The sequence below is a fragment of the Rhodoferax sp. genome, from assembly GCF_028688795.1.
In the GTDB taxonomy this organism is placed as follows: Bacteria; Pseudomonadota; Gammaproteobacteria; order Burkholderiales; family Burkholderiaceae_C; genus Rhodoferax.
This window is the reverse complement of sequence record NZ_JAQTXM010000008.1, coordinates 87,630-100,431: the sequence shown is the minus strand read 5'-3', so window position 1 is coordinate 100,431 and position 12,802 is coordinate 87,630. Positions and strand designations below refer to the sequence as shown.

Here is a 12,802-nt window from a genome sequence, read left to right as displayed (position 1 = left end):
AAAAATGTCAGTAGCCAACCCAGACCACAATTAAACGCGGATTCTTGCGGCGTGTGCATCAGGGTTTCCACAGGGTCACCATCACCCGAGTAGGGCAATGTTGCACTGCGGTAACATTGCCAGCCCAGCTTGGGCGTGCCTATGACAGGGCTCAAACGCCCACTCAAATGCCCATAAAGGCTGCAATAAAATACCCGATGAACGCCCCAATACCGCTCAAGTCTTTGTTGCCTGCTGGCGCTGTTGCGCCGCACGGACAGGAACGCATTCGCGAAATTCCTTACAACTACACCTCTTTTTCTGACCGCGAAATCGTTATTCGCCTGCTCGGTGCAACGGCCTGGGACTGGCTGAACAAACTGCGTGATGAGCGCCGCACTGGCCGCTCGGCGCGCATGTTGTATGAGGTGCTGGGTGACATCTGGGTGGTGCAACGCAACCCCTACCTGCAAGACGACTTGCTGGACAACCCGAAACGCCGGGTGTTGCTGGTGGAAGCCTTGCAGCACCGCCTGAGCGAGGTGCAAAAGCGCCGCACGCCCGAAACCGACCCTGAACGTGATGCTCTGGTGGGGCAGTTGCTGGCAGCGGCGGGCAAGGCTGTGCAGACGTTTGATGCGCATTTCGTAGAAACCGCCATGTTGCGGCGCAAGGCGCAAAAGGTGCTGGCCAAGCTCACGGCCAAAGACAACATCAAGTTTGACGGCCTGAGCCGCGTCAGCCATGTGACGGATGCTACTGACTGGCGCGTGGAATACCCGTTTGTGGTGCTCACGCCCGATACCGAGGCCGAGATGGCGCATCTGGTCAAAGGCTGTATTGAGCTGGGTCTGACCATCATCCCGCGTGGCGGCGGCACGGGTTACACCGGTGGCGCGATTCCGCTGACGTGGAAGAGCGTGGTCATCAACACCGAAAAGCTTGAGGCCATGACCGAGGTCGAGATGCTCAAGTTGCCGGGCCTGGACCATGAGGTAGGCACGGTCTGGAGTGAGGCTGGCGTGGTAACGAACCGTGTGGCACACGCCGCTGAGCGTGCCGGTTTTGTCTTTGCGGTGGACCCGACTTCTGCCGAAGCCTCTTGCATCGGCGGCAATATTGCCATGAATGCCGGCGGCAAAAAAGCCGTGTTGTGGGGCACGGCGCTGGACAACCTGGCGAGCTGGCGCATGGTGACACCGCAGGCCGAATGGCTGGAGGTGACACGCATCAACCACAACATGGGCAAGATCCATGACGTGGAGGTGGCCAGTTTCGAGCTTCAATATTTCAAAGCCGACGGCAAAACACCCATTCGAACCGAGCGGTTGGACATTCCCGGCAAGACCTTTCGCAAGGAAGGCCTGGGCAAGGACGTGACCGACAAATTTTTGAGCGGCTTGCCCGGCATTCAGAAAGAAGGCTGCGACGGCTTGATCACCAGCGCGCGCTGGGTGGTGCACAAAATGCCTGCGCACACGCGCACGGTGTGCCTGGAGTTTTTTGGCAACGCCAAGGATGCGGTGCCCAGCATTGTGGAAATCAAGGACTTCATGTTCGCCGAGCAAAAACGCTCGGGTGTGGTGCTGGCCGGGTTGGAGCATCTGGATGACCGCTACCTAAAAGCCGTGGGCTACGCCACCAAGAGCAAACGCGGCGCTGCCTTGAGCGGCGGCGGCGTTCCCAAAATGGTGCTGTTTGGCGACATCGCCGGTGAAAATGCAGACGACGTGGCGCGTGTCACGAGCGAGGTGGTGCGCATTGCTAACTCACGCAGCGGCGAGGGTTTTATTGCCATCAGCCCAGAAGCCCGCAAGAAATTCTGGCTTGACCGCAAGCGCACCGCCGCCATCAGCAAACACACCAACGCGTTCAAAATTAACGAAGACGTGGTGATTCCGCTGCCGCGCATGGCCGAGTACACCGACGGTATCGAGCGCATCAACATCGAACTGAGCCTGGCAAATAAGCTGGCCCTGTGTGACGCACTGCAAGACTTTTTTAGCCAGGGCAATCTGCCGCTGGGTCGGCAAGACGACGCTGGCGAGATTTCGGCCGCCGAGTTGTTGGAAGACCGTGTGGCGCAGGCGTTGGACCTGCTGGCCAATGTGCGTGCGCTGTGGGCCGGGTGGCTGCAGGAAGTGGCACCCCTCTTTACCCAGTTGCAAGACCATTCCTTGCGCGCCAGCTGGAAAACGCAGATTCGCCAGCCGTTGCAGCAAATATTCAGCGGCGTGGCGTTTGAGCCGATATTGAAAGAATGCAACGCCATTCACCAGCGCGTGCTCAAAGGCCGTGTTTGGGTGGCCTTGCACATGCACGCGGGTGACGGCAATGTGCACACCAATATTCCCGTCAACAGCGACGACTACGACATGTTGCAAGCAGCCCATGGCGCGGTCAAACGCATCATGGCGCTGGCGCGTGCACTGGACGGTGTGATCTCGGGCGAGCACGGCATTGGCATCACCAAGCTGGAATTTTTGAGCGATGCCGAGTTGCAGCCATTCACCGATTACAAAGCCAGGGTTGACCCGGAAGGGCGATTTAACAAAGGCAAGTTGCTGCGAAATAAAGAGCTGTCTTCGAATATAAATAAAGGGCTAGAGCCTGATGCTATATATGCCGACCTGACCAACGCCTATACCCCCAGTTTTGGTCTGATGGGGCACGAATCGCTGATCATGCAGCAGTCGGACATTGGCGCCATTGCCGACAGTGTGAAAGACTGCCTGCGTTGCGGCAAGTGCAAACCAGTGTGCAGCACCCACGTGCCGCGCGCCAATTTGTTGTACAGCCCGCGCAACAAGATTCTGGCCACTTCGCTGTTGGTAGAAGCCTTTTTGTATGAAGAGCAAACCCGTCGCGGAGTGTCGATCAAACACTGGCAGGAGTTTGAAGACGTCGCCGACCATTGCACCGTGTGTCACAAGTGCCTGAGCCCGTGCCCGGTCAACATCGATTTTGGCGATGTGTCAATGAACATGCGCAACCTGTTGCGCAAAATGGGCAAAAAAACGTTCAGACCGGCGGGCGCTGCGGCCATGTTCTTGCTCAATGCCACCAACCCTGAGACCATCAAAATCGCGCGTTCGGTGATGGTGAACCTGGCCATCAAGTCGCAACGCTTGGCCGCCGATGTGCTGAAAGTCATTGCGCGCAAGCAAACCAAGGCACCACCGGCGTCCTTGGGCACGGCGCCCATCAAAGAGCAAGTGATTCACTTCATTAACAAGAAGCTGCCTGGCGGCTTGCCTAAGAAAACAGCACGCGCCTTGCTCGACATTGAAGACAAAGACTACGTGCCGATCATTCGTAACCCCAAGACCACCACGGCCGAGACCGAAGCGGTGTTTTACTTTCCCGGTTGTGGCTCGGAGCGCCTGTTCAGTCAAGTGGGTTTGGCGACCCAGGCGATGTTGTGGCACGCCGGAGTGCAAACCGTGCTGCCGCCGGGCTATTTGTGCTGTGGTTACCCGCAGCGTGGCGCTGGCCAGTTCGACAAAGCCGAGAAGATGATCACTGACAACCGGGTGCTGTTTCACCGGGTGGCCAACACACTGAACTACCTTGACATCAAGACCGTGGTGGTGAGCTGCGGCACCTGTTATGACCAGTTGCAAGGCTACGAGTTTGAGAAAATTTTCCCAGGTTGCCGCATCATCGACATCCATGAGTACCTGCTGGAAAAAGGCATCACACTGGCCAATGCCGGGGCATTTTTGTTCCACGATCCATGCCATAGCCCGATGAAGTTGCAAGAACCCATCAAGACTGTGAAAGCCTTGCTGGGCGATAACGTGATTCAGTCGGACCGATGCTGCGGTGAGTCAGGCACGCTGGCCTTGAACCGCCCAGATGTGTCGACCCAGGTGCGTTTTCGCAAGGAAGAAGAAATCCTCAAGGGTGAGGCGCAGTTGCGCCAGAAACCTGGTGTGGGTGCCAAAGATAACCTGAAGATACTGACCTCTTGCCCCGCCTGTTTGCAGGGCTTGAGCCGGTTCGGCGAAGACCTGCAGAACGGATTGCTGGAAGCCGATTACATTGTGGTGGAAATGGCCCGCCAGATTTTGGGCGAGCAGTGGATGCCGGATTACGTCAAAGTCGCCAACGACGGCGGCATTGAGCGCGTGCTGGTTTGATTTGCAGACGGTTCTTAAAACTGAAAAAAGAGGTGACATGTCATGGCAGGTTTACAAAATGGCGCGCCCGCGCCACAAGACATCACGGTGCACAGCCAATCGCGTGTGCTGGAGATCAGCTTTTCTGATGGCGCCGCGTTTCGGATTCCGTTTGAGTTGATGCGGGTGTACAGCCCCTCCGCTGAGGTCGCGGGCCACGGGCCAGGTCAAGAAACCTTGCAAACCGGCAAGCGTGATGTGACGCTGGCAGGGCTGGAGCCCGTGGGCAATTACGCGATTCAGCCAGCGTTTTCTGATGGCCATGATTCAGGCATCTTTTCTTGGGATTACCTGTATTTCCTGGGCTCGCAGCAAGACAAATTGTGGGCGGACTACACCGCCAGGCTTGAAGCCGCCGGCGTTGACCGTGATGCGCCCATGCCAGAAAAGGCCGGCTCCAGCTGCGCTAGCCACTGACTTCAATTTTTAGCACGACACCCATGAGTACCACACACTTTGGTTACCAAACCGTTGAAGAAGCGGAAAAAGCCAGTCACGTCAAGGGCGTGTTCGATTCGGTTGCGCCCAAATACGACCTGATGAATGATCTGATGTCGATGGGCCTGCATCGCGCCTGGAAGGCTTACACCGTCATGGTGGCCAATGTGCATGAAGGCGACAAGGTGCTGGACATTGCGGGTGGCACGGGTGACCTGGCATTGGCGTTTGCCAAGAAGGTGGGAAAAACTGGCCAGGTGGTGCACACCGACATCAACGAAGCCATGCTGCGCACCGGGCGTGACCGCTTGGTAGATGCAGGGGTGGTGCTACCCACGGTGGTCTGTGACGCCGAAAAACTGCCGTTTCCTGATGGTCATTTCAACTTGGTCACTGTGGCTTTCGGTTTACGCAACATGACGCACAAAGATGTTGCGCTCAACGAGATGAACCGGGTGCTGAAAGCCGGTGGCAAGCTGCTGGTGCTGGAATTTTCCAAAGTGGCCAAGCCACTGGAAAAGGCGTATGACTGGTACTCGTTCAAGGTCTTGCCCAAGCTGGGTGAATGGGTGGCCGGCGATGCGTCGAGTTACAAGTACCTGGCCGAGTCGATTCGCATGCACCCAAGCCAGGAAGAGCTCAAAACCCTGATGAAGGCTAATGGCTTTGGCCATGTGGATTACCACAATTTGACGGGTGGTCTGGTAGCCTTGCACGTCGGCATTAAATGTTGATCTAAATCTAATTTTGGAGATGTTATGAAACGTTGGCTTTCGGTTTTGACCATGTGTCTGGTTCTTGTGGCTGGCCATGCAGATGCGGCTAAACGCTTCGGCGGCGGCTCGTCATTTGGAAAGCAATCCAGCAATGTCACGCAGCGCCAGGCGACACCGCCAGCCGCCGCGCCAACGCAGGGCGTCAATAACACCGCCAAGGCAGCGCCAGCGGCCGCTGCAGCGGCACCAAAGAAACCCTGGGGTGCGATGCTCGGCGGGTTGGCCGCAGGGTTGGGGTTGGCCTGGCTGGCAAGTTCGCTAGGTTTGGGGGCTGCCATGGGACAGTTCATGATGTTTGCCCTGCTGGCACTGGTGATCATGGTAGCGGTGGGTTGGTTTATGCGGCGTAAAAAACAAGCTGCGCCTCAAATGGTATCGCCGTTCGCGTTTCAGGGCGCAGGTGCCAGTGGCCAGCCTCCTGTGCCCACCAGCTATCGCCCTGAAAACGTCGGCAACGATGCGTCCGCACGGCCTTGGGAGCGCAGTGGTCCCGCTGCGTTTGATGGGTCGACCACGATGCCCGCAGTGTCTGGCTCCTTGATCGGCTCAGGCTTGTCGGGTGCGCAAACCTGGGGTATTCCGGCGGGCTTTGACAGTGAGGGTTTCTTGAAGTCGGCCAAGGCTAACTTTGTGTCGCTGCAGGCCGCGTGGGACAAGTCCGACGTTGGCGCCCTGCGCGTGATGATGACCGACACCATGCTGAAAGAAATCCAGGCCCAGTTGGCTGAGCGCGAGGCCCACACGGGTGGCCCGGTCAACCTCACTGAGGTGGTGATGATTGAGGCCCATTTACTGGGCATTGAAGATTTGGGTGACGATTACATGGCCAGCGTCGAGTTTTCCGGCATGATCCGCGAAGAGCCATCCAGTGGTCCCAGCCCGTTCCGTGAAGTCTGGAACATGACCAAGGCAAAAAATGGCAGCAATGGCTGGCTGGTTGCAGGGGTTCAGGCATTGCAATAAATAAATTGCGCCCAATTCGGGGAATAATCGGGGACTATGGCAACACAGTCCCCTTTTTCATTCCTGGAGGGTTTCCTCCAGAAGCTCCCCCTTCCTAACTTGCAGCCGCCTTCATGGGCGGTCGACGAGGTCCAGCGACGCGTCGTGCTGCTACTCAACCATGTGTTGATGCAGGAATCTGAGGCCATGGCGCGGCTGGCGCGGCAAAAAGGCCAGGTGATGCTGGTGCAATGGCGCGCCTTCAGTTTCAAGCTAGTCGCCACACCGGCTGGTTTGTTGGATCTGGCCGAGCCAGTCACTGCGCCAGACCTGGTCATGACGGTCACCGACGAGTCGCCGTTGGCACTGGCGCAAGCTGCGCTGCGTGGCGACAAACCCGCCGTACGTATTGAGGGTGACGTGCAATTGGCTGCCGAGGTCAATTGGCTCACGGAGCATGTGCGCTGGGATCTGGAAGAAGATCTGGCCCGGGTCATGGGTGATGTGCCGGCACACACCTTGAGCCAGATGGCGCAGACCATGACGGGGAGCCTGCGACAGTTCATGACAAAGGCTGCGGCCTTTGTGCCGGGCAAGTCGGCCAAATGACGCGTCTTTTTCGAGGGATCTTCATCCTCTGGGTGATGTTGCGCTACGGCCTGGACGAGCTGGTGCTGACCAGTTTCAAGAAGCCTTGGTTAACGGTTGTGGTGCGCGTGTTGACCATCGGACGCAAGCTCGATGCGCCGCGCGGTCAGCGCATTCGCATGGCGCTTGAAAGCCTAGGCCCCATTTTTGTCAAGTTTGGTCAGGTGTTGTCGACCCGGCGCGACCTGTTGCCGGTAGACATTGCCGACGAGCTGGCCATGTTGCAAGACCGGGTGCCACCGTTTGCCAGTGAAGTGGCGGTGGGCATCATTGAGCGCGCTTTTAAAAAACCAGTTGCAGATATTTTTGTATCGTTTGAGCGCGAGCCCGTGGCCAGTGCGTCAATTGCACAGGTGCACTTTGCGGTACTGAAAAACAAGCAGGGCGTCCACCGTGATGTCGCGGTCAAGGTACTGCGCCCTGGTATGGCATCGATCATCGACAAAGACCTTGGTTTGCTGAGAATGATGGCTGGCTGGGTGGAGAGTTTTTCGGACGATGGCAAACGTCTGAAGCCGCGTGAAGTGGTGGCTGAATTTGACAAGTACCTGCACGACGAACTCGATCTGGTGCGTGAAGCTTCCAGCGCCGCACAGTTGCGACGCAACATGGCAGACCTTGATCTGGTCATGATTCCCGAGATGTTCTGGGACTACTGCATGCCTGATGTGATGGTGATGGAGCGCATGAAGGGTATCCCTATCAATCAGGTTGAGCGTTTGCGCGCAGCGGGCATTGATTTCCCCAAGCTGGCACGCGATGGGGTCACAATCTTTTTTACCCAGGTGTTTCGCGATGGATTTTTTCACGCCGACATGCACCCAGGCAACATTCAGGTCAGCATTGAGCCGGCAACTTTTGGTCGGTATATTTCGCTTGACTTTGGCATTGTGGGCACGCTCACTGCCGTCGACAAGGAATACCTTGCGCAAAACTTCACTGCGTTTTTTCGGCGTGATTACAAACGGGTGGCAGAGCTGCACATTGAGTCTGGCTGGGCACCTGCGTCAACCCGGGTGGATGAACTCGAAGCCGCTGTTCGTTCTGTCTGCGAGCCCTACTTTGACCGGCCATTGAAGGAAATATCCTTAGGGATGGTCCTGATGCGCCTGTTTCAGACGTCCAGGCGGTTTCAGGTTGAAATTCAGCCGCAACTGGTGCTGCTGCAAAAGACCTTGCTCAATATTGAAGGTCTTGGACGGGAACTGGACCCCGAACTGGACCTTTGGCACACGGCCAAACCATTTCTTGAAAAATGGATGCTTGAGCAGATCGGTCCCAAAAAGTTGCTCGAAGAGCTGCGCAATGAAGCGCCTTTGTATGCCAAATTGCTGCCAGAGTTGCCGCGCCTGTTGTTTGAGTTTTTGAAGCATCCACCGTCATCCTCCAGTTCGCCTGAGTTGCGAGCGTTGTTGGCCGAGCAAAAACGAACCAATCGACTGCTGCAAACCCTCATTTATGGCGCCATTGGCTTTGTGCTGGGCCTGATCGTGATGCAACTGCTGGTGCGGGTCCGTCTTTTTTAGGCATCGTGCCTCGCCTTTCTGCACACGACAGTGCAGATTTATAATCGCAAGCTTTGCGAAACTTCTTCAAGTCTGGACACCATGCCTATTTATGCCTACAAATGCAGCGCCTGCGGGTTTGCCAAGGACGTGTTGCAAAAAATGTCTGACCCCGTTTTGACTGATTGCCCCGAATGCGGCAAACCTGCGTTTGCCAAACAGCTGACCGCAGCGGGTTTTCAGTTGAAAGGTTCCGGTTGGTATGCGACCGATTTCAAGGGTGGCAGTGGCGGTGCGGCTGTGGCTGCTCCTGCCGCAGTTGCTGCGGATGCCGGTGCCGCAGCTCCTGCTGTGTCCAAGCCTGATGCACCTGCTGCTTCAGGCGGCGGTTGCAGCACAGGCTGTGCGTGCCATTAGCCAAACCGATTTTTGAAAGTTACCGTGCCGTTTAAAAAATACCTTTTGACAGGCTTGTTGGTCTGGTTGCCATTGGCCATCACCATCTGGGTGCTGTTGTGGTTGGTGGGTTTGCTGGATGGCATTTTCATCGGGCTAGTTTCCGGTTTACAGGCCGTGGTGTCCGACGTTTCCTCAGGGTTGCTTGAGCGCTTCAAGCATATTCCAGGCTTGGGCGTGGTGCTGGTGTTTGGTGCGCTGATGATCACCGGTGCCTTGGTGTCCAATGTGGCAGGGCGTTGGTGGCTGGTTCAGTGGGATCGGCTCTTGACCAGGATCCCGGTGTTTAAGACCATTTACAACAGCGTCAAGAAAGTGTCCGACACGCTGTTTTCGAGCAATGGCAACGCGTTTCGTACGGCTTTGCTGGTGCAATACCCGCGGGCCGGGTCGTGGACGATTGCATTCCACACAGGTGTTCCTGGCGGCGAAGTTGCGTCGCACCTGGGTTCGGACTTTGTCAGCGTCTATGTGCCCACGACGCCCAATCCGACCAGCGGTTTTTTTCTCATGCTGCCGCGCAGCGATGTGATTGAACTCAAGATGAGTGTGGACGAAGCGCTGACCTATGTGATCTCGATGGGTTCTGTGGCGCCTGCATCTTTTACGGGCAATTTGCCCAAATAATTATTTTGATAACCCCGCCACCTGTCCTGGGTGGCCAATGAAAGCAGTTTTATGGCAATGCGTTCTCATTATTGTGGTCTGGTAACTGAAGCCTTGATGGGCGAAGCGGTAACCTTGTGTGGCTGGGTGAACCGTCGGCGCGACCATGGCGGCGTGATTTTTGTCGATGTGCGTGACCGCGAAGGTTATGTGCAAGTGGTCTGTGACCCGGACCGTGCCGAGATGTTTGGCGTGGCAGAAGACCTGCGCAATGAGTTTTGCATTCAGGTCAAGGGCCTGGTGCGTGCGCGCCCAGACGGCACGGTGAATGAGAACTTGAAGAGTGGGAAAATTGAGGTGCTGTGCCATGAACTCACGGTTCTGAACCCTTCGGTGACCCCTCCGTTCCAGTTGGACGAAGAAAACCTCAGCGAGACGACCCGTCTGACGCACCGCGTGCTCGACCTGCGTCGCCCCTACATGCAAAACAACCTGATGCTGCGCTACCGCGTGGCCATGGAAGTCCGCAAGTTTCTCGATGCCAATGGGTTTGTGGACATCGAAACACCCATGCTGACCAAGAGCACGCCTGAAGGCGCGCGTGATTACCTGGTGCCCAGCCGTGTGCACGACGGCCACTTTTTTGCGTTGCCACAAAGCCCACAGTTGTTCAAGCAGTTGTTGATGGTGGCCGGGTTTGATCGTTACTACCAAATTACCAAGTGCTTCCGTGACGAAGACCTGCGCGCTGACCGTCAGCCAGAATTTACCCAGATCGATATTGAAACCTCGTTCATGGACGAGGAGGAAATTCGCGCCATGTTCCAGGGCATGATCAAGACGGTGTTCCTGAACACCATCAACGTTGACCTGGGTGAATTCCCGGTCATGACATACCAGGAAGCGATGCATCGTTATGGCTCTGACAAGCCCGATCTTCGCGTCAAGCTTGAGTTCACCGAAGTCACCGATGTGATGACCGATGTAGATTTCAAGGTGTTTTCAGGCGCCGCCACCATGAAGGGTGGCCGTGTGGTGGCCTTGCGTGTGCCAGGCGGTGCCCGTGAGACGGGTGGCTTGAGCCGTGGTGAGATCGATGCCTACGCTGAATTCGTCAAGATTTATGGCGCCAAGGGCCTGGCGTATATCAAGGTCAATGACAAGACCAAAGGGCGTGATGGCTTGCAGAGCCCGATTGTCAAGAACATCCATGATGCTGCACTGAATGCCGTGCTGGAACGTACTGCCGCTGAGGATGGTGATCTGATCTTCTTTGGCGCTGACAAGGAAAAAATTGTCAACGATGCAATTGGTGCTTTGCGCATCAAGATTGGCCACAGCGTGTTTGGCAAGAAAAACGGTTTGTTTGAGGACCGCTGGGCGCCGATGTGGGTGGTGGACTTCCCGATGTTTGAACATGACGAAGACTCGGACCGCTGGATGGCAGTGCATCATCCTTTCACAGCACCCAAAGATGGTCACGAGGACTACATGGTGACGGCACCAGAGAAGTGCATCTCCAAGGGCTACGACATGGTGCTCAATGGTTGGGAAATGGGTGGTGGCTCCGTGCGTATTCACCGTGCTGAAGTGCAGAAAAAAGTGTTTGATGCACTGAAGATCACCCCTGAGGATGCTCAACTGAAGTTTGGTTTCCTGCTCGACGCCCTGCAATACGGCGCCCCTCCGCATGGTGGCCTGGCCTTTGGCTTGGACCGTGTGGTGACGTTGATGACCGGCGCCGAGTCGATCCGCGATGTGATCGCCTTCCCCAAAACCCAACGTGCACAGTGTCTTTTGACACAAGCACCGTCACCGGTGGATGAAAAGCAATTGCGTGAGTTGCACATTCGCCTGCGTACACCTGAGGCAGTCAAGGCCGATTAACTTTCAAAAAGTAGCTTGATGCAAAATCAAAGAGCGCTCTGATAGGCTAGCCGTTCCAATAAGGAGTTGGTAAGAGCAACTGTACTGTTTTAGAAGGGGCTCCAGTCTTAGATTGGAGCCCCTTTCTGCTGGAGGAAAAATCTTCTCCAGGTGAAACGGCTACTAAAGAAACTTTGCAGCATCTCACAAAGCGTTTCGGTGAGTTTCATGGGTTCTGACAAGCCTTTGCTAAAAACTCAGATACAAAATCCACAAACCGTGTACATTTATCCACTACTTGTGGATTTTAAATTAGATACCTATAATGTGGATGACAGTCCACAAATTAGGGATACGTAGTGAGCATTGCCAGTTTCTTGTTTACGCCTAGCGTCCAAAAGGTGTTGGGCGCCACCTTACTTCACCCAGAGCGCTCGTTCACGCTTCAAGAATTGTTGCGCGTTGCCTCGAGCGGACGCGGTAACACGCAACTGCAGATTGACCGTCTCGTGGACGCGGGGGTTCTCCAAGATGAACCGCGGCGAGGGCGTCAACGAAGTATTCGCGCAAACACTTCTTTCATTCTTTACTCAGAGCTCGCAAGTATCGCTCGCAAGTCATTTGCACTGGCGGAACCTCTCAAAGAAGCGCTCGCCTCATTTTCTCCGCAAGTAACAGAAGCTTTCTTGTTCGGGTCGGTCGTGAAAGGGACTGACACGGGAAAAAGTGACGTTGACTTGATTGTCGTAGGAACCGCTTCGCTCCTGGAGATGACAGAGGTAATGCACAAAGTCGAGCAAGGTCTGGGCAGGCCGATTCACTTTAGTTTGTACGAGCCTGCAGAATGGGCGACCCTCCTGCAGTCGGACCCCGTGGTTGCTCAGATTGCCAATGGGCCAAAAATAAGGATACTTCCCCATGTCCAGACCGAATGAATACGACAACCTCATAAAGAGCAAAGCCTTTGAGGCGGTAGCACCGACGACAGGCGCAGTGGACGGCTTTCTGCGGAACGCAGCCGACTATCTCGCTGCGGCAAAGGCGCTTGACCAGGCAAAGCACTTACAGGTGTTCACAATGGCCTATGAAGGCTACTTCCAGGTTGTTCAGGCGGTGCTTGAGTTCTTCGAAGTCCGCACCAAAGACGCAGGCCGCAACCTAGCTATCCAGCGCGTGTCTACGGACCTGAAGGTCGATACCAAAGAATTCGCGTTTATAACAAGGGCGCACGAGCGTCGAAACGGCACGTCCTATTCTTCGCCATTCCCTCCTGTGTCAAAGGCGGAGGCCCTGACCATGGTTTCTATCCTCGAAAAGTATCTGCCTCAAGCCAAATCCCTCACAGGTAATGAGCCGACAACTAATGCCTAAGCATTGGCAGCCAGGGTTTTGGTTTGGGCAACAA

The 12,802-nt window shown here is 55.8% G+C and carries 11 protein-coding genes; all 11 read left to right on the top strand.

The window, feature by feature from the left end:
• Positions 1–197 precede the first annotated feature (197 nt).
• Positions 198–4,121: an FAD/FMN-binding oxidoreductase gene (locus tag PHQ58_RS08130; protein ID WP_300109582.1), complete on the top strand. Its 3,924-nt coding sequence runs from the start codon at positions 198–200 to the stop codon at positions 4,119–4,121.
• A 42-nt stretch (positions 4,122–4,163) separates the two neighbouring features.
• Positions 4,164–4,577 (top strand): DUF971 domain-containing protein, encoded by a 414-nt coding sequence (locus PHQ58_RS08125; RefSeq protein WP_300109579.1) that lies wholly within the window; start codon positions 4,164–4,166, stop codon positions 4,575–4,577.
• 23 nt (positions 4,578–4,600) lie between these two features.
• A complete protein-coding gene (gene ubiE / locus PHQ58_RS08120; RefSeq protein WP_300109576.1) occupies positions 4,601–5,332 on the top strand; it encodes a bifunctional demethylmenaquinone methyltransferase/2-methoxy-6-polyprenyl-1,4-benzoquinol methylase UbiE in 732 nt (243 codons plus the stop codon).
• 24 nt (positions 5,333–5,356) lie between these two features.
• The gene (locus tag PHQ58_RS08115; RefSeq protein WP_300109573.1) at positions 5,357–6,337 is read left to right on the top strand and encodes a TIM44-like domain-containing protein; all 981 of its coding nucleotides are present in this window, start codon (positions 5,357–5,359) and stop codon (positions 6,335–6,337) included.
• Positions 6,338–6,373: 36 nt separating this feature from the next.
• Positions 6,374–6,925 carry a hypothetical protein gene (locus PHQ58_RS08110; RefSeq protein WP_300109570.1) on the top strand — a complete coding sequence of 184 codons (552 nt, stop codon included), beginning with the start codon at positions 6,374–6,376 and terminating at the stop codon, positions 6,923–6,925.
• A complete protein-coding gene (gene ubiB, locus PHQ58_RS08105) occupies positions 6,922–8,490 on the top strand; it encodes a ubiquinone biosynthesis regulatory protein kinase UbiB (protein WP_300109567.1) in 1,569 nt (522 codons plus the stop codon). The genes PHQ58_RS08110 and ubiB overlap by 4 nt, the downstream gene beginning before the upstream one ends.
• Positions 8,491–8,571: 81 nt before the next feature.
• The gene (locus PHQ58_RS08100) at positions 8,572–8,886 is read left to right on the top strand and encodes an FmdB family zinc ribbon protein (RefSeq protein WP_300109564.1); all 315 of its coding nucleotides are present in this window, start codon (positions 8,572–8,574) and stop codon (positions 8,884–8,886) included.
• 12 nt (positions 8,887–8,898) lie between these two features.
• Positions 8,899–9,552 (top strand): DUF502 domain-containing protein, encoded by a 654-nt coding sequence (locus tag PHQ58_RS08095; protein ID WP_300109561.1) that lies wholly within the window; start codon positions 8,899–8,901, stop codon positions 9,550–9,552.
• A 51-nt stretch (positions 9,553–9,603) separates the two neighbouring features.
• Positions 9,604–11,418, top strand: coding sequence for an aspartate--tRNA ligase (gene aspS, locus PHQ58_RS08090; RefSeq protein WP_300109559.1), 1,815 nt, complete (start codon positions 9,604–9,606; stop codon positions 11,416–11,418).
• A 338-nt stretch (positions 11,419–11,756) separates the two neighbouring features.
• Positions 11,757–12,332, top strand: coding sequence for a nucleotidyltransferase domain-containing protein (locus PHQ58_RS08085; RefSeq protein ID WP_300109556.1), 576 nt, complete (start codon positions 11,757–11,759; stop codon positions 12,330–12,332).
• Positions 12,316–12,768 (top strand): hypothetical protein, encoded by a 453-nt coding sequence (locus tag PHQ58_RS08080; RefSeq protein ID WP_300109553.1) that lies wholly within the window; start codon positions 12,316–12,318, stop codon positions 12,766–12,768. The genes PHQ58_RS08085 and PHQ58_RS08080 overlap by 17 nt, the downstream gene beginning before the upstream one ends.
• Positions 12,769–12,802 lie beyond the last annotated feature (34 nt).